Origin of the sequence: Enterobacter soli ATCC BAA-2102 (genome assembly GCF_001654845.1) — a bacterium.
Taxonomy (GTDB): Bacteria; Pseudomonadota; Gammaproteobacteria; order Enterobacterales; family Enterobacteriaceae; genus Enterobacter; species Enterobacter soli.
Window position 1 is genome coordinate 28,033 of the sequence record NZ_LXES01000013.1, and the last position, 17,635, is coordinate 45,667.

Below are 17,635 nucleotides of genomic sequence, written 5' to 3' on the forward strand. Positions count from 1 at the left end.
CTTATTGTTGTTGGGCAAATTCAGCCAATAAAGGCCAGCGTTTAATAGCCGCCGCCAACTGTTCCCGCTGGGAAATATCGGTGTAATCAATTTCAGGCAATGAAAACGCCTGAGTCAGAGCCAGAAAATCGTTTTGGAATGTGTACCCCAGACTCGAGTCGACGGGTGTTCCGGGTTCATTATTATGCATTTTTATCTCATCCCATTGAGTAAAATCTCACGAACAGATGTAGCGAGGCATCCTGCCACGAATTTTCGTTTACATGCTAAATCTGATGTTCTTTAATTTCAATGTTAGGTTTATTTCTACGCTTTCGCTAGTAAACTGAGATACAGATAAATTAGACGAAAAGAGGGACACCGTGGACTCCATATTTTCTATTGGCATCCAGTCATTATGGGACGAATTGCGCCACATGCCAGTCGGAGGAGTGTGGTGGATTAATACGGATCGCAATGAGGATGCTGTCAGTCTGGTGAATCAAACGATTGCCGCACAAACTAAAGATGCGCGCGTTGCCGTCATCACTATGGGTGAAGAACCGAAGAAAATCATTAGGCTTGAGAATGACCTCGGGCCACAAACGGTAAAATTATTTTCCATGTCAACCGAGGCAGATAGTCTATACTTTTTGCCCCGTGATATTCAGTGCACTATTGATCCCGATCACTATTTAGTGATTCTTAAATGCTCAAACAATGCCCTGCAAAATATACCGACCGAGAAACTTCTTCACTGGCTCGAAAAAATCAATAGATGGGCAAAAAATCAAAACTGCACGGTATTGGTCGTAAACCCTGGCAGTAATAATGACAAGCTATTCTCGCTTTTAATGGGGGAATATCGTTCTCTTTTCGGTCTTGCAAGTATCCGTGACCAGACCGACAGTTTTCTTTACGATATTGCTTTCTGGTGTAATGAAAAAGGGGTGAGTGCACGACAACAACTTACTCTCAAACTTATCGAAGGCCATTGGCATGTCGCGCAACAAGAAGAAACCGTGGTGCAACCGCGCAGCGATGAAAAACGCATTCTCAGCCAGATTGCGGTATTAGAAGGTGCCCCGGCCCTTTCAGAAAATTGGTCACTGTTTGAAACAAACGAAGCATTATTTAATGAAGCCCGTACGACGCAGGCCGCCACTATTGTTTTTTCGTTGATGCAAAATAACCAAATCGAGACACTGGCGCGACAAATTCACACATTACGCCGTCAGCGCGGTAGCGCGTTAAAAATCGTGGTACGCGAAAATAATACCAGCCTGCGCGCAACGGACGAACGTTTGCTGCTGGGTTGCGGCGCCAACATGGTCGTTCCCTGGAATGCCCCGCTTTCACGCTGCCTGACGCTGATTGAGAGCATTCAGGGCCAGCAGTTTAACCGCCACGTACCGGAAGACATCTCCACGCTGTTGTCCATGACCCAGCCAATGAAACTGCGTGGTTATCAAAAATGGGACACCTTCTGTGATGCCGTTAGCAACATGATGAACAACACGCTGCTGCCGGCAGACGGAAAAGGGGTGATGGTTGCCCTGCGTCCTGTGCCGGGTATCCGCGTTGAGCAGGCACTCACGCTGTGCCGCCCGAACCGTTCCGGGGATATCATGACGATTGGCGACAACCGTCTGGTGCTGTTTTTATCCTTCTGTCGGGTGAACGATCTCGACACCGCCCTGAACCATATTTTCCCGTTACCCACAGGAGATATCTTCTCTAACCGCATGATCTGGTTTGAAGACAGCCTGATCAGCGCCGAGCTGGTGCAAATGCGTACCCTGGCACCTGAGCAGTGGGTAAAACCGTTGCCGATGACGGCCGACACCAACCCCATTCTTAATGCTAAGCATGACGGGCACGTCTGGCGTCGGGTACCTGAACCACTTCGCTTGTTATCCGGGAATGAGGAGAGCGCATCATCATGAATATCAGCGACATTATTCAACTGGTCGTACTCTGTGCGCTCATTTTTTTCCCGCTCGGCTACTATGCACGCCATTCGATGGGCCGTATTCGTAATACCGCCAGGATGCTGTTTGTAAAACCTCGCTACGTTAAACCAGCCGGAACACTGACACGGGCTCCGCACGTCAAGGCAAACCGAAAACATGACTAACTCTACCTATACCCATTCGGCGCCATCGCCGCTCTGGCAATACTGGCGCGGCCTTTCCGGCTGGAACTTCTATTTTCTGGTGAAGTTTGGTCTGTTGTGGGCAGGCTACCTGAATTTCCACCCCCTGCTTAACCTGGTGTTTATGGCCTTCCTGTTGATGCCAATCCCTAACATCAGGTTGCACCGTTTGCGCCACTGGATTGCCATTCCGGTAGGCTTTGCTCTGTTCTGGCATGACACCTGGCTACCCGGCCCGGACAGCATTATGAGCCAGGGTTCGCAAGTAGCGGGCTTTAGCGCTGACTACATTCTCGATCTGACCGAGCGGTTTATTAACTGGCAGATGATTGGGGCAATCTTTGTGCTGCTGGTTGCCTGGCTGTTCTTGTCTCAATGGGTACGCGTAACGGTGTTTGTGGTGGCCATCCTGATATGGCTTAACGTACTGACCCTGGCGGGGCCTGGCTTCTCTTTATGGCCAGTTGGCCAGCCGACCACTACGGTCACCACCACCGGTGGTACCGCCGCCGCAACGGTAGCCACCGCAGGGGATAACCCGGTTGTTGGGGATATTCCAACGCAGACGTCACCACCGACATCCACTAACCTGAATGCCTGGCTTTCAAGCTTCTATACCGCAGAAGACAAGCGTCAGACCAAATTCCCGGATGCATTACCTGCGGACGCTCAGCCATTCGAGCTGCTGGTGATTAACATCTGTTCTTTGTCATGGGCCGATGTGGATGCAGCCGGTTTAAGTTCGCACCCGTTGTGGTCGCACTTCGATATTCAGTTTAAAGATTTCAACTCCGCCACCTCTTACAGCGGCCCGGCGGCTATTCGCCTGCTGCGCGCAAGCTGTGGTCAGCCATCGCATAAAAATCTCTATCAGCCAGCGGGAAATCAGTGTTATCTGTTTGATAACCTGGCAAAACTTGGCTTTACGCAGCACCTGATGCTGGGCCATAACGGCCAGTTCGGCAACTTCCTGAAAGAAGTGCGTGAAGAAGGCGGAATGCAAGCGCCGCTGATGGATCAGACCGGGTTGCCGGTATCGCTGCTGGGCTTTGACGGTTCACCGGTTTACGACGATACCGCCGTGCTCCAGCGCTGGCTGCAAACCATTGAGAAAGATGCTAACCCGCGCAGTGCCACGTTCTATAACACGCTGCCGCTGCATGACGGTAACCACTTCCCGGGCGTCAGCAAAACGGCCGATTACAAAGTTCGTGCACAGAAGCTGTTTGATGAACTGGATGCATTCTTTACCGAGCTGGAAAAATCAGGTCGCAAGGTGATGGTTGTCGTTGTGCCAGAACACGGCGGCGCGCTGAAGGGTGACAGAATGCAGGTGTCTGGCCTGCGTGATATCCCAAGCCCGTCCATTACCAACGTACCTGCCGGGATTAAATTCTTCGGTATGAAAGCCCCGCATCAGGGTGCGCCAATTGAGATCACTCAGCCAAGCAGCTATCTGGCGATTTCTGAGCTGGTGGCTCGTGCGGTAGACGGTAAGCTGTTTGTGGAAGATAACGTGAACTGGAATCAGCTCACCAGCGGCCTGCCACAGACTGCTGAGGTATCAGAGAACGCTAACGCTGTCGTTATCCAGTACCAGAACAAACCGTATGTTCGTCTGAATGGCGGCGACTGGGTACCGTATCCGCAGTAATCAACATTCCCTCTCCCGCCCGGGAGAGGGAACTGTCCAGTACCACTATTATTGCTCTGCGAGCCACACCAGCATTTTCAGGCTCGCGGAGTAATAATCATCCTTTGTCGTGATTACCGGTTCGCCAGACGCCTGCCCCATCGTTAAATCACGAACGGCCAGTAGCCCTCCTTCCATCATATACGGCGCGTACTCGTTGGTTGTGACATTCACCCACGCCGGGGTTTGCTCGCGACTGAATTGCCCAAACCAGCTACGCCACGGCGTCAGCAACGAGCTTTGTTTATCAAACCAGGTGATATAAAGCGGAATACGAATAGCGTCATAGCTCATCCGCGGTGCCCAGGCTTTGGCCGGAACCAGCTTGCCGCCGGCTTCCAGAGATACCCAGTCTGTGGGCAAATTCGCTTTACCCGACCCCATTTTCCCAAGCAGTCGCTGTCCGTCCTGAATCAGTTCGCGCCAGACCTGTAAATGGCTGCGATCGGCAAACGCCTGCCAGGCCGGGAACACGAAGTAAGAAGGATTCAGCACCACTTCACTATTCAGGTTAAATCCCTGGACGCCAGGCAGCATTACCCGATATCCCGCATAGCGGATCACGTTGTGCGCAATCAGCGCTTTGGTGATGCTATCCGAGGCTGTGCTGTAGCGCTTGTCATGCCAGCGTGCATCAGCTTTTAACAGCGCCCATGCAATCAGGACATCGCCGTCAGATGCGTTGTTTTTGTCGGCAACCGGGTTGGCTTCCACCGGGTTATACCGCCAGTAAAACAGCCCATTATCTTTGTTTTTCAGCGTGCTGTCTGTCCACTGCCAGAGCTTATCGAAGGTGGCTTTATCATCGCTCGCCACGGCCATCAGCATGGCAAAACCTTGCCCTTCCGTATGGGAAACATTGCCATTGCCGGTATCAACTATCCGGCCATCCGGCATAAAGAAACGCGCCTTATATTGCTCCCAGGCCTGGCCTGCATGGGAGAAAGGCGAAACCAACACACTCATCATGACCAACAGTGCGGCACATGCGGGCTTTCGCATAATTAACTCATTGTGGATTGTGATAGCGGAACTGAACGTCCGAAATGGAAAAGAGACGATCGCGACTCACTGTCACGTGCGCTTTTCCGCCCTGCCCCTGCATCCAGTGGGCATATAATCCCTCCAGTATTGCACAGAAGGCATGACACCAGCGGTTTTGCTGTTCCGCTATGCGACTGACCGGCAGCCCCTGATGGCGAAGCGTCAGATCGGTGTCGCGGGTGGCGATATCCACACAGCCCCAGCCAAAACGGGCCAGTTGCCCGTTGATATTCGCCTCCAGCTCGCCCACGGTTTCCGAGGGCTGAAGCGGGAATTGCTCCCCCAGCGCGTGCCCCATCTGGCGCAGGAACGGCTGGCTCTCATGTTCGCCCACATTGCTCACCATTCCTTCGACCATCAAGGCCAGCAAATCAAACCAGCCTTCTGGCGTTTGCTGGCCGCGAAACCAGCTCATCAGCGCAGGATTGTCCATATTCTGTGTCATCACTTATCTCCCAGCATGTAGCGGAAATAGAGCCCCGCCGTACTTTCGTTATAGCTGCCAAAGGTGTCATAACCGACGTTGCCGCCAATGGTCATATCTTTGTTGACGTTGTAATCCACCCCAGCGCGAACCGTGTAGCCAATACCGTTTTCCGAGCTGCTCTTATAGCGGGCCTCTTTGGCGAAACCACTGGCAACCGCCCCTTCGAGCAGCTCCTGCCAGGCGTCTTTCGTTGGGAAGTAGTCGCTGCTGTCCTGGCTATACGATTGATACCCCACGGAGCCACCCAGCTTCAGCTTCCAGTTATCAATTTTCTGGGTGTAATCCACCGGCAACGCGACACTGACGTAGTTTTGCGGGCTGAAGTAACCGCCCTGGCCGAAGGTGAACTGGCTCAGGTTTTTCGAGAAGTCCATCCAGCTCATGCTCAACCCGGCCTGCACCTGACGGAGATCGTCATGATAAGGCCGCAAATAGACCCCGGCCCCTGCGTTCACGCTGGTGTTGCTCGCCACATTCTCGCCAAGATAGCTGTAACCGCCACCACCAACGTAGAACCCGGCATCGCCATCGTCATAGCTGAGTTGCAGGTTGCCGCCGTTTTTAGTGACGCGCCCCCAGGTCTTGCCAGAGTACTTGTCTTCCAGACCAACATAAGAGAGCAGACTGTCGGTCACGGCGCGACGTTCGCCGGTCAGGATAAGCGAGAGGTAATTGGTGAGCTTCGGCGACCATTTAACCCCGCCGACCAGCGTACTCAGGTCCTGCCCAAGCGGCGTGCTGCCGATGTCCATACGGTAATCTTTACCGCTCAGCGCCATGCTCAGCTCGACGCCATTCGCTTTTTGCGAATCGGTTGAAACATCGCCTGGCTGGCTCACGTTTGGCTTCAGGCTGGAGGCTTCAAGGTATTCACCCACAGCCCCACCATCGTAGGCGCCAAGCTTCGCCAGATTGAGCTGCCCGTCGGTGCTGGTCAGGTTAAAGTCGCTCGCATTAAGCGTACCGAGAGAATCAATCGTCGCCATTTCAGGATGACTGGCAAGATACGTTGCCCTCTCGGTAGCACTCATCGCCGCCAGGGATTTTTGCTCGTTGGTCACGGTAGAAATCACGTTCGATGCCGCATTAGCCAACGGGTTTGAACCAAAGCGACGCCACGCATCACCGCTGGCACTGCCAGCACTTAGCGTGACCGGGGTTGCGGTAAATTCAAAGCGCGACTCGCCAAACGGCGAGCTGGACCAGGTAAGCGGCGCTTTCGCTTCAGTGAGCTTGCTGGTTCCCGATTCACCGTCACGACCACGGATTTGTACGCCGCCCTGCAACCAGGTGCCGGTTTGATCCTGCATCTGCAGCATCATGTCATCCACCTGACGCAAGGTGCGGCTCTGGACGGTTTCTTGCGGCAGATCGGTCCGGGTGGTGCCTGGCAGCGTAGACCCCGGCTCGCGTGCGGTTTGCGCCAGTTGCCACGGCAGCGCGCTTTCGCTGGACACCGTGGCCCCCGCCGCCTGAGTGGTACGGCTGGTGCTGACAAACGGGTTGTCTGCCAGCAGCAGGCCACCCATCGTCGGCGTGGCAGCGCTGTTGGTGGACTCCAGCCCCACCAGCTTGCCGCGTGCGCTACGCAGATAGGTCATCGCCTGTTGGTGATTACCCTGCGCCTCTTCCAGACGCGCCAGCAACAGCAAACGCTGCGGCGAGTTGTTGGTTTGCAGTCCATTCGCCAGTTGCTTCGCCTTCACGACATTGTCTTGTGCCAGCGCAACATCGATTGCACCCACGCGCGCATCCTGATCCGGCGTATCGCGCGTCATCAGGTAGTCATAAACCACGCCCGCTTCTTTGTTCATTTTGCCGGTCTGGTAAAGACGCGCCATCGCAAACATCAGATCGGTATTTTGCGGATCGCTTTGCAGCGCGCGGATCAGTTTGTCGTAGGCTGCCGCGTAGTTACCCTGCTCGCGAAGTTGATCCGCTTCGTTGATCACATAGCCATTACGCACGCCCGCCAGCTGTGTTGGCGTACTGCGCGAGAGCAGTTCCGGGTTTGCCAGGAAACGCTGTGCTTCGCCGTTTAGCCCAGCCTGGTTCAGTACGGCAACCTGATCGGCATAGTCGCCGGCATTGCCTTTCACCCCGTCGTTCATATTGTTGCGAACCACCGATACTGCACCCGTGAGGTCGCCGCTTTGTGCCAACATCCTGGCCAGTTTGCCTGCATCTGCCGGGCTTTCCGGTGGACGCGATGACAACGTTTTCAGCGTGTTAGCCGCCGCAACCCCATTGCCCTGCGCCAGATAGCGCTCAGCAGTGGCCATTTGCAGGTTGTAATTCACCCGCTGCGATAGCTCACGCATTTGCGGTGTCTGGCTGGCGGGAGAAACCCGCGACAACAAGGTTTGTGCCTGTTGCCAGGCATCGTTTTCGCTGGCAAACAGAGCGGATGCATACAGTGCGCTGGCTCCGGCGCCCGGACGCGACGCAGGTTGCATCACCGACGCCGCTTCACCATCCGCACCCGATTTTTGCAGCAGACGCGCCAGATCAAGACGCAGCCACGGATCGTCCGGCAAACGGGCAACGCCCTGACGCAGGATCGCGATCGCCTGTTGCGTATTCCCGCTATCGACAGCCTGTTGTGCCTGACGACGTACAGGATCCCCCGGCAAACCGGTCACCACGCGCGGCTGAAGTTTCGCCTGAAGCGAGGCCGGTAAGGTGCGTAATATGGCCTGCGCGTCATCCGTTTTGTTTTGCTCTTTCAGGACGTAATAGAGGTTTTCGCGCGCCGCGCCGTTTTGCGGCTGGCTGTTCACCATTTCACGCAGGATCTGTTCCGCTTGCGGGTAGTCTTTGTTATGCCGCAGCACATCGGCACGGAACAGTTTGGCAGCCGTCCCCCGCTCGCCTGTTTGCTGGGCAAGAGGTGCCGAGAGCGCAAGCGCCTGGCTAATATTCCCCTCTTTCAGCGCCTGCTGAGCCTGGGCAAGCTGGCCGTAAAATGCCGCGTCATCCGCCTGAGCCTGGCGCTGTGCAGAGGCGTCACCGCCCTGACTTGCCGCACGCCCCAGATACTGCGCCGCTGCCTGATAATCCCCTTTACGCTGTGCGATATACCCCATCCCGGCCAGGGCATCGGCATCCTGCGGGTTGGTTTGCAGCACCTGCTCAAACTGGCGCTTTGCCGCATCGGTATTGCCGCTGTTCAGGGCGGTAAACCCTTCGCCTTTTGCCGCGCCGCCCACGTTTTTACGGTAGTACGCTTGCACTTCGCTATCCTGCGGATGGCGTTGCAACCAGGTATCATAGAACTGCTCGTCACCCGGTTTTGGCCCCAGCCACAACAGCGCCTGACGTAGCCCGGCATCGGCATCTTTACTGCCGCTGGCCATCTCCTGTAACTGCATCATCCCGTCACGCCGAGTCTCTTCCCGCCAGGTGAGCATTTTCCCCAGCGCCACGCGCGCCGCGTTATCCTGCGGGTTCTGTGCCGAGAAGCGCTGTAGTTCTGCCAGCGCCTGAGGATAGAGCGCCTTGTCGCTGCCCATCGTCTGATAATATTCCGGCGCAAGGCTTGCCGGTGGGGTATCACCATTAAACAGCGTTTTCCAGGTATCGAGCGCCGCAGGAATATTGCCGCTACGCGCCTGCTGACGCGCCAGAGTTAACGTCCCCTGCGGCACCTGGGTCATCTGCCTGGCGTTATCCAGCGCCTGTAATCCGGCATCGCCTGGCGAGACTTTTGCCAGCCGTGCGCGCCACTGGGCCGCGGTTTGTAAATCGCCATTTTGCTGCGCCCACAATGCCATCAGATAGAGGGCCTGAGTGTTGTTGGCATCCACCATCAACACTTTTTTCAGCGACTCGCTGGCCAGGTCGTCATGGGATTTTTCATGCCAGTAATTTGCCTGGTCGAACAGCGCTTTCAACGCCGCATCGTTCTGCGCCGCAAATGCCGTGGTACCAAACGTCAGCACACCGGAAAGGCAGATAGCCGATTTAATTGTTATTTTTTTCACTTTCCTGTCTCCGGATTCAGGCGCTTATGCGCACGCTTTTTCAGGAAGGCATAAAGCGCCAGCCCGGTCAGCGAACTGATAATCAGCCCAAGAATGGCCAGCAGCGCCGAATGCTGGTTGGCATACCAGACAATCATCATTTGCATCGGCATTTGCCCGCTCGGGAACTGCGACCCGACGCGGAAACTGCGCACACCGTTTTCGTTGGTGATAATCGCCGCATCGCCACGAATACCGGCGTTGATACGTGCCGAGGTTAAATCCTCATGCAGGCGTGAAAGCTGATCGTCATTACTGCCCAGCGCCATCACCACCAGCCGGTCGCTGTTCCACGGCGAGCGGAAGCTCACAAACCCGCGCCAGGCTTCGTTGGAAGAGAAGTAGCGGTCAGCGTCTACACCATCCGACGTCCAGTCTCCGGCGAGCCAGCGTTGCAGCTTCTGCCAGGTTGTCGGCTCACGCACGCCCAGGGTGTTGTCGTGTGAAGTAAACGGCGAACTGCTGAGCAGCGCCTGGTTGAAGTCATGCTGGGACATCCCGCTAACGGCAAGCACATCGCGGGTACGCAGCAGCTCCAGGTTGCCGCCTGCCGTGGGCACACCCATCACCACGCGGTTGTTGTACAACGCAGCACCGGTGGCGTTCCCTGAGCGTGCCGCCATGTCCAGCAGCGTTGAGACCTGGGTTTCCGTCGGGTGTTCCGGCAACAGCAACACCGTTTCCGAGTAATCGGCCATACGGGTGAACGGGAACGACGCACCGACAAAGTAAGAGAGGTTTGGCATCAGCGCGAAGTGACGCGTATGACTCAGATCGATCCACGAATCCTCGTCAATACGGCTCTTGATGTTGTTGTTCAGCAGCACGCTGCACGGCGCGTTCTCTTTTGCCGTAATGTTGAAATAGAGCGAAAGCTGGTTGTCGCCGTAAATCATGTACGGCTCCAGCGGCATATCGAATTTCTCCTGCCGCGCATCGCCGCCCACCTTGTGCCAGAGGGTTTCCAGCGCACCTTGCTTGTTCACCGGCAGGTTATGCAGGAAGGTGTCGTTGAGCGTCATGCTGAGCCAGGACTTGTTTTCGTCAATCCAGTTTTCGGTGGGGAAACGATAACCAATGTGCAGCGGAATGGTTTCGCCATCCCACAGGAACAGATCCGGTGCTGCGCGGAAAGCAACACGCAGCGGCGGATGCCAGATCCCGGTGACGGTCAGGCTTTGATCTTTACGGATCAGCTCTGAAAGCTTCACCGGACGATCCGTTGGGATCCAGCGCGGGGCATCATAAGGTTTGCTTACCGGGATCTTTTGCACCGGCAAGGAGAGGCTGGCAGTTTGCAGCGCAAAGTTACCACGCGTCAGCCGCCAGGCCGCCGTGCGCAGCGCCGCTTCATCCTTACCCACAACCAGCAGCAGCTTATAAACCGGGTTTGCCGGATTATCGACAATTTGCAGCATCGGCTGAGTGGTTTGCGGCAAGGTCATGCCGCCAATCTTCTCGCCAGGATGGCCAATCAGAATGCCGTTTTTCTCTGGTAGCGTGTCATTCAGCGCGGCAAAGGACACACCGCGATAATCTGCCTGAATTCCCAGCCAGGAAGAGATCAGCGCCGCTGCGCTGAGCGTATCGCTGCTAAGACCTGCCCCAAATGCAAAGGCAATCGTGGCTGGCGTCATCTGCATACTGTCAAAGAACGGACGCGGGAAGTGGCTTAAATCCGCGCCAATATCCAGCTGCTGCCCTTCCAGTTCAAAACGGGAATCAGGCAGAACCGTCACGCGATATTTATCCGTCAGGTCACGCTGGCACTGCATCGCTTCGCCATCGTTAATCTTAAAGCTCAGGCTGTTGCTGGAGACCAGCAGCGCAGAGGGGATATCCAGCTGGAATCGTGAAACATCGCTCTCTTCCGCGCCCAGCGGCACCGTGCCAAGCGGCTGCCCGTTAAGCATCAGCTGCATAGTGGCATTGCGCGTGGCCATCGCCGGAGAAACTTTAAGATTCAGTAAAAGCTGCGCGTTAGTGACCACCTGATCGACCGGCAGGGTAAAGCGCGTACCGCCCTGCAACTGACCGCCGCTCAGCACAATCCCCTGCGGTTGCCCCATTTGTGCCACGCTGATGGTATTCACCGAGGTGGGGGCAAAGGATGCAGCAGGCGCGGCGGGTGCGGGCATTTCAACCGGCAATAACGACGCTACTGTGGTTTCCTCACTGTGCAGTGGCAGCGCAAACAACGACGCCGCCAGCAGGGTGAGTGTTGTCAGACGTTTCATGCGTTGCCGTCCTCCTGAACCTGCACTTTTGCCTGCGTGCGGCGATTAGCACGGCGGGTTTTCCAGGTCATCCAGAACAGATCGAACACACAGCGGACAATGGTCGCCAGCGAGCGGAATGGATTGTCCTGCGGTTTTGGCGGCTGGATCCATGCATCGGCGCGCGCCAGTACCACACGCACCAGTTCGCGGCGTCGTGACAGCGGGATATCGTCGAACATCAGGCGGATATAGCGTTCATCCGTCGTGACCACTTTCACCGGAATGCTGATCGCCCCTGATTGCAGCAGCAGCTCAATTTCTTCAATCTCATCGGTCAGATGACGATCGTCGGGCAGCTCAATACGGCAGCCGCCCATTGACAGATCGGCCGTCTGGCTACGGGAAGAGATGCCGCTGGCGTAGTGGATAAGCACCGGAATGGTGACATCAATACGAATCGTCTTGCGCGTCTGCCGCGTTTCACGCGCCACCGCAATGGCCGCCAGCAGGAAGATCAGGCTGTAGAGTCCCCAGCCCACGTTAAGTGCGATAACGCGCGGGTCAACGCCGTAGTAGTCATGCGCGAAGGCGCGGACAATCCCTGCAATCACGCCGATACCCAACAGAATGGCAATCACCAGATGCGGGCGCACGACCCTGAAATCAAAGTAGCCGATGTCCAGCAGAGCGCCCTTGTCGGTCACGTTAAACTTGCCGCGTTTCGGGAAGAACATGGTGACAACCGTTGGCAGCACCAGATGGAACGCCAGCACCAGATCGTAGATTTCACCCCAGAAGCTGTAACGGTAGCGTCCGTTCATGCGCGAGTTGATGTATATCGCCAGGAACAGATGCGGCAATGCGTAGGCAAAGACCAGGCTCGCCGACGAGTGAATGATATTGAGGTTGAACAGCAGATACGCCAGCGGCGCGGTCAAAAACGCGATACGCGGTAAGGCAAACTGGTAATAGAGCATCGCGCTCAGGTAACACAGACGCTGCTGAATCGTCAGACCCCGGCCAAACAACGGGTTATCCAGACGGAAAATCTGCGTCATCCCGCGTGCCCAGCGGGTACGTTGAATCACATGCAATACCAGACGCTCGGTGGCAAGACCGGCAGCCAGCGGAATATCCAGGAACGCCGACTTCCAGCCCAGACGTTGCATCTTCAGCGCAGTGTGGGCATCTTCGGTGACGGTTTCCACAGCAAAACCGCCGATCTCTTCCAGTGCACTACGACGAATGACCGCACAAGAGCCGCAGAAGAAGGTCGCGTTCCAGTTATCGTTACCCTGCTGGATAGGGCCATAGAACAGCGTGCCTTCGTTCGGGATATTACGCCCGACAGAGAGGTTACGTTCAAACGGGTCTGGCGAGTAGAAGTAATGAGGCGTTTGGACCAGCGCCAGTTTTGGATCTTTAAGGAATCCACCGACCGTGGCTTGCAGGAAGATGCGCGTGGCGACGTGGTCGCAGTCGAATACGGTGATCAGCTCACCTTGAGTCAGCTTCATCGCATGGTTGAGGTTGCCCGCCTTGGCATGGGAGTTATCGTTACGCGTGATGTAACCCACGCCGACATCCGCCGCAAACACCGCAAACTCCCGGCGTTTCCCGTCATCAAGCAGATAGATCTTCATTTTGTCGCGCGGATAATCGATACACTGCGCAGCCAGCACAGTATCGCGCACCACATCCAGCGACTCATTGTACGTAGGAATATAGACATCAACCGTTGGCCACAACGACATGTCATCCGGCAAAGGCACGATTTCGCGTTTCAGCGGCCAGATAGTCTGCAAATAATTCAGCAGTAATAGCACCCAGACGTAGACCTCTGCCAGAAATAACCCCATACCTAGGATGGTTTCAATCTCTGAATTAAAATGCAGGGTTTGCGTCAGGCGAAAATACATATAGCGGGTGGACATCAATAATGACATCACCACCATAATCACTGAAATGCTTCGCTTTTTACTGAATCCCATTAAAAACAGCAGGCCGATGCTAATCAGGCCAAATATATACTGCTTTTGGCTATCCATCGGGGTAATGACAACCAGCAAGGCGACAGGAACCATTGCCAGTACCAGCAAAATTATGAGTAACTTTTTCATAGGAAACCCTGCGTGGAATTAGAACCCCGACATACGCGGAAGGGTATGAACCGTACCGTCGCCCACTTTCACCCCGAGGATGCCTGCGACTTTTTTGGCAATAAGCTCAATATCGAAAGCCGCTGCGGATGCCGGGCTAAAATCGAAAACGGATTGCTGGGAGGCGTTAGCCTCACCCACGCTTTCATCCCGGTGAACGACGCCAAGCAGCTTTTCGCCCAGCTTGTTCTCGACAAAGGCCGTTACATCACGGCTGATTTGGCGGCGGTTATCGCTCTGGTTAAGCACGAAGTAATGGCCTGCTTTCTGATTGAGTACCCCGCCGGTCAGGCGCTGGTTTTCAATCTGCGGCAGCAACGATAACGACGCCGTATCGGCCAGTAACGTCACCAGATGGAGATCGGCCAGGCGGGACATCGCTTTCAGCGCAGGCGTTGGGCCAGGAGGAAAATCTGCGATGATAATCAGCCCCGGATAGTTCAACAGCGTGCTCAGCCCACGGGTCAGGAAGTGCTCGTCATGCGTAAGGCGCTCTTCAAATGCCAGACGCTGCGGCTCGGTCGCATCGCCATAAGGCAGGACAAAGATGTTACCCCCGGCGGTCAGCACAAACTGGCTCCAGTCCGAAGACTCAGCCGCCCTGGCAACGTAGCCACGGCTATCGGAAAGGGGAACCCCAAAGTGCAGGCGCAGCGCGTTTTGCACATCAAAATCCAGAGCCAGAACTTTGCTCCCCGCGCGCGCGAGTGCATACGCCAGATTGGCGGTCATGGTGGTTTTACCCACACCACCTTTCGGTGAACAAACGCAAACTAACGGCATGTGGCAATCCTTTCCAGCAGTGAATTTAGTGGCTGGTTTTTCTCAGCCGCAGGGGCAGGTTTTGTGGTCGCAGGGGCAAACAGACGAGTAAAGTCGACAGCCCCTTGTTCCGGTTCCGTGACGGGATGTGATACCTGAACCCGGGCAGGTGTAGGTGTCGGTATGGCAGGTGCCTGCCGGGGCGTTGACGCCAGTTGCTCATCCACCCCTTGCATGATCGAGGACACCGGCGCGGGTACAGGCTCAACGACCAGAGCCTGTGGCACTGGAGTGAGTTCGCTCACCGCAAATGTCTCTTCCGTGACCGGCTGAGGAGCTGACAGTGAAACATGTCCGCCAGCGGCAAGTGAATTAACTTCAGTGGCAGGAAGAAGCTGGTTGATAATCGCCCAGTTTCCCTGTTCCTGCGCATGGCTCTGAGCTGAGAAATCCTTAAAATCAAGCGCCTGGCTACGCGTTTTATCCTTAAATCGCTGCAAATCATCATAATGATTCATAGTTATACTCATGATTTACAAAACAATAATGCACCTGCCACGGTTTGACTTCAGTGGTCATGTACGATCAATGGATGTATTTATTCAGGTGTAGGTGCACAGTAACGTTACGGTTATACCGTACGCATATTATTGGCGTGTATAAATTACGGCTTTGCTTCCACGCGGCTTATTATCGGCAATAGCATTAACATCAACAGTGCACATGCTATCTGTTTTTTAAGGTAAAAAATATGGAGGGATTTTGACTTCATATTGCCGTAAGAATAGAGCTTATAATCAAAGAGATATCATTAAGCAGCGTATTGAATCAATAAAAACAGATATGACGGTATTAACATCCAATTAAGATGATTCTTATTTTAATAAATTGTTACCCAGAGAAATATTTAGAAATACTTTTTCGGCGTTAGTTTTTAATAATTTAGCTTAACTCTTTCTTCTGACTGGAATTATCTCCCGCCTACTATTTTCTGGAGGTGGAGAGGCGAAAAAAAGGGAGCCAGTGGCTCCCGGATTTTATTCAGCGCTGCGTAGCGAGATTTCCCCACCAACCCAGGGCTTAATCATGCCATCCTGCTCAAGAAGCAATGCACCCTGCGCATCAATCCCGCGAGAGATACCGTAAATCTCCTTCTCGCCAATCAGCAGTTTTACCGGTCGGTTGATAAAGTTATCCAGCCTTTCCCAACGAGAGAGGAACGGCGCCAGCCCTTCCTGTTCAAACAGCGATAACGAATCGCGAAGCTCTTTAATCAGCCGAACCGCAAGCGTGTTGCGATCGATGGTGATCCCCGCTTCCTGTAGGTTAGTCCAGGCCTGATTTACCACATCGGCCTGCACATTACGCATCACCAGGTTTACGCCTGCACCAATCACGATCTGTGCAGCATCCCCGGTTTTACCTGTTAATTCGACCAAAATCCCGGCGAGTTTACGATCTTCAAGATAGAGATCGTTTGGCCATTTGACCCGGACTTTATCCGCTCCCAGATCATGCAGAACTTCAGCCATCACGATCCCAATGACCAGACTCAGGCCAATCGCAGCGGCGGGCCCCTGCTCAAGACGCCAGTACATAGAGAGATACAGGTTGGCCCCAAAGGGTGAGAACCACTTACGGCCACGACGCCCACGGCCAGCCTGCTGATATTCCGCTACGCAGGCATCACCCGACTGTAGCTCACTCAGGCGATCCAGAAGATACTGGTTGGTAGAGTCGATGACGGGCAGCACGGCAACCTTACCATGCTCAATCTGACTGCCGATCAGCTCTTCATTCAGGAGTTGAATAGGCTCCGGCAGGCTGTAGCCTTTACCCGGTACCGTAAAGACATCAACACCCCAGTCTCGGAGAGTCTGAATGTGCTTGTTAATAGCGGCACGACTCATCCCCAGGCGCTCACCCAGCTGCTCGCCAGAATGAAATTCACCGTCAGCAAGGATGCCGATCAGGGTTAATGGAATGGTATTGTCCTTCACGCAATGGCCTCCACGGCATTCACTTCACCAGAACGACCAATGAAGCGGACTTCTGGTTCGAGCCAGACGTTGAATTTTTCACCTACACACTGACGTACATGGTGTGCCAGCTGCACAACATCGCTGCCGGTCGCATTATCCTGGTTAATCAGAACCAGTGCCTGCTGGCGATGCACTGCGGCGCCGCCCATCGTGGCACCCTTTAACTGGCACTGATCGATGAGCCAGCCCGCAGCCAGCTTAACGCTACCATCGGCCTGCGGATAATGTGGTGCCGTTGGCCAGCCCGCAAGAAACGCTTTTGCATTTTCGCCGCTGATTACCGGGTTTTTGAAGAAACTACCCGCATTTCCGTTCAGTTTAGGATCGGGAAGTTTGGTCATTCGCATGTGACAAACAGACTCAAACACTTCACGTGCGGTGACAGTCGCTGGGTCAAGACGTGTTAAATCGCCATAGGTCAGAATCGGGTTCCAGCTTTTCGCCAGGCGCAGGCCAACGGCCACAATCACATAGCGATCCTGGTATTCATGCTTGAAAATACTGTCGCGATAACCAAAACGACACTGTTCAGCGGTCAAACGCAAAGCGTTCCCTGTTGCCAGCTCGATGCAGTCGACATATTCACAAACATGTTTAAGTTCAATGCCATAGGCACCGATGTTTTGAATGGGTGAGGATCCGGCGCAGCCCGGTATCAACGCAAGGTTTTCCAGGCCTGGCATCCCTTTTTCCAGGGTGTATTGCACCAGATGATGCCAGTTTTCCCCGGCACCAACATGCAGATGCCAGCTATCGGCGCTTTCTCCGACATCAATTCCCATGATGCGGTTGACGATCACTGTGCCCGCAAAATCGTCGAGAAACAGGACATTACTTCCTTCGCCCAGAATCAGTACAGGTTCACTGTTTTCTGTTGCGTTTTGCCATGCAGCCAGCAGTTGCTGGGCATTTTCGGCACATACAATTTCGTTAGCATTCCGCTGAATACCAAAGGTATTCCAGGGCTTAAGGGAGTGATTCATAGACGCTATCCTGATGCAAAAACCGGGATAGTTTACCGTATATAGGGAAGGATGGGTGATTAGTTTATGGATGCCGGGAAGGGATAAAAA

At 54.5% G+C, this 17,635-nt stretch carries 13 protein-coding genes; 3 read left to right on the top strand and 10 right to left on the bottom strand.

The features are described from left to right. Window position 1: 1 nt before the first annotated feature. Complete coding sequence (bcsR, locus tag M987_RS04615) at window positions 2–190, bottom strand: cellulose biosynthesis protein BcsR (RefSeq protein WP_014072225.1); 189 nt, start codon at window positions 188–190, stop codon at window positions 2–4. A 172-nt stretch (window positions 191–362) separates the two neighbouring features. Here bcsR and bcsE point away from each other — a divergent pair, with 172 nt between their 5' ends. From bcsE to bcsG, 3 genes are read left to right on the top strand one after another with little or no spacing between them, the layout of a single operon-like run. Beyond that, window positions 363–1,925: a cellulose biosynthesis c-di-GMP-binding protein BcsE gene (gene bcsE / locus M987_RS04620; RefSeq protein ID WP_014072226.1), complete on the top strand. Its 1,563-nt coding sequence runs from the start codon at window positions 363–365 to the stop codon at window positions 1,923–1,925. Beyond that, window positions 1,922–2,116: a cellulose biosynthesis protein BcsF gene (bcsF, locus tag M987_RS04625; protein ID WP_014072227.1), complete on the top strand. Its 195-nt coding sequence runs from the start codon at window positions 1,922–1,924 to the stop codon at window positions 2,114–2,116. Before bcsE ends, bcsF begins: the two co-directional genes overlap by 4 nt. Further along, a complete protein-coding gene (bcsG, locus tag M987_RS04630; protein ID WP_014072228.1) occupies window positions 2,109–3,788 on the top strand; it encodes a cellulose biosynthesis protein BcsG in 1,680 nt (559 codons plus the stop codon). The genes bcsF and bcsG overlap by 8 nt, the downstream gene beginning before the upstream one ends. A gap of 48 nt (window positions 3,789–3,836) precedes the next feature. Here the strand turns inward: bcsG and M987_RS04635 are convergent, their stop codons facing one another. The 9 genes from M987_RS04635 to murB all read right to left on the bottom strand — a co-directional run bounded on the left by M987_RS04635 (window position 3,837) and on the right by murB (window position 17,545). After that, the gene (locus M987_RS04635; protein ID WP_014072229.1) at window positions 3,837–4,829 is read right to left on the bottom strand and encodes a family 8 glycosyl hydrolase; all 993 of its coding nucleotides are present in this window, start codon (window positions 4,827–4,829) and stop codon (window positions 3,837–3,839) included. Window positions 4,830–4,836: 7 nt separating this feature from the next. After that, the gene (gene bcsD, locus M987_RS04640) at window positions 4,837–5,319 is read right to left on the bottom strand and encodes a cellulose biosynthesis protein BcsD (RefSeq protein ID WP_245551559.1); all 483 of its coding nucleotides are present in this window, start codon (window positions 5,317–5,319) and stop codon (window positions 4,837–4,839) included. After that, window positions 5,316–9,341: a cellulose biosynthesis protein BcsC gene (locus M987_RS04645; protein WP_014072231.1), complete on the bottom strand. Its 4,026-nt coding sequence runs from the start codon at window positions 9,339–9,341 to the stop codon at window positions 5,316–5,318. Before M987_RS04645 ends, bcsD begins: the two co-directional genes overlap by 4 nt. Further along, window positions 9,338–11,617: a cellulose biosynthesis cyclic di-GMP-binding regulatory protein BcsB gene (bcsB, locus tag M987_RS04650; protein ID WP_014072232.1), complete on the bottom strand. Its 2,280-nt coding sequence runs from the start codon at window positions 11,615–11,617 to the stop codon at window positions 9,338–9,340. The genes M987_RS04645 and bcsB overlap by 4 nt, the downstream gene beginning before the upstream one ends. Beyond that, window positions 11,614–13,719: a UDP-forming cellulose synthase catalytic subunit gene (bcsA, locus tag M987_RS04655; protein WP_014072233.1), complete on the bottom strand. Its 2,106-nt coding sequence runs from the start codon at window positions 13,717–13,719 to the stop codon at window positions 11,614–11,616. The genes bcsB and bcsA overlap by 4 nt, the downstream gene beginning before the upstream one ends. Before the next feature lie 18 nt (window positions 13,720–13,737). Beyond that, complete coding sequence (bcsQ, locus tag M987_RS04660; RefSeq protein WP_014072234.1) at window positions 13,738–14,541, bottom strand: cellulose biosynthesis protein BcsQ; 804 nt, start codon at window positions 14,539–14,541, stop codon at window positions 13,738–13,740. Continuing rightward, the gene (gene bcsO / locus M987_RS04665) at window positions 14,532–15,038 is read right to left on the bottom strand and encodes a cellulose biosynthesis protein BcsO (RefSeq protein WP_014072235.1); all 507 of its coding nucleotides are present in this window, start codon (window positions 15,036–15,038) and stop codon (window positions 14,532–14,534) included. The genes bcsQ and bcsO overlap by 10 nt, the downstream gene beginning before the upstream one ends. A 519-nt stretch (window positions 15,039–15,557) precedes the next feature. Further along, a complete protein-coding gene (gene birA / locus M987_RS04670) occupies window positions 15,558–16,520 on the bottom strand; it encodes a bifunctional biotin--[acetyl-CoA-carboxylase] ligase/biotin operon repressor BirA (protein WP_014072236.1) in 963 nt (320 codons plus the stop codon). Continuing rightward, complete coding sequence (gene murB, locus M987_RS04675) at window positions 16,517–17,545, bottom strand: UDP-N-acetylmuramate dehydrogenase (RefSeq protein WP_014072237.1); 1,029 nt, start codon at window positions 17,543–17,545, stop codon at window positions 16,517–16,519. The genes birA and murB overlap by 4 nt, the downstream gene beginning before the upstream one ends. Window positions 17,546–17,635 lie beyond the last annotated feature (90 nt).

Excerpts from the sequence above, each read along its gene's own strand:
- bcsQ (WP_014072234.1), bottom strand. The coding sequence starts at position 14,541 with ATGCCGTTAGTTTGCGTTTGTTCACCGAAAGGTGGTGTGGGTAAAACC.
- bcsF (WP_014072227.1), top strand. The coding sequence starts at position 1,922 with ATGAATATCAGCGACATTATTCAACTGGTCGTACTCTGTGCGCTCATT.
- bcsB (WP_014072232.1), bottom strand. The coding sequence starts at position 11,617 with ATGAAACGTCTGACAACACTCACCCTGCTGGCGGCGTCGTTGTTTGCG.
- bcsG (WP_014072228.1), top strand. The coding sequence starts at position 2,109 with ATGACTAACTCTACCTATACCCATTCGGCGCCATCGCCGCTCTGGCAA.
- bcsO (WP_014072235.1), bottom strand. The coding sequence starts at position 15,038 with ATGAATCATTATGATGATTTGCAGCGATTTAAGGATAAAACGCGTAGC.
- bcsR (WP_014072225.1), bottom strand. The coding sequence starts at position 190 with ATGCATAATAATGAACCCGGAACACCCGTCGACTCGAGTCTGGGGTAC.
- bcsA (WP_014072233.1), bottom strand. The coding sequence starts at position 13,719 with ATGAAAAAGTTACTCATAATTTTGCTGGTACTGGCAATGGTTCCTGTC.
- M987_RS04635 (WP_014072229.1), bottom strand. The coding sequence starts at position 4,829 with ATGCGAAAGCCCGCATGTGCCGCACTGTTGGTCATGATGAGTGTGTTG.
- murB (WP_014072237.1), bottom strand. The coding sequence starts at position 17,545 with ATGAATCACTCCCTTAAGCCCTGGAATACCTTTGGTATTCAGCGGAAT.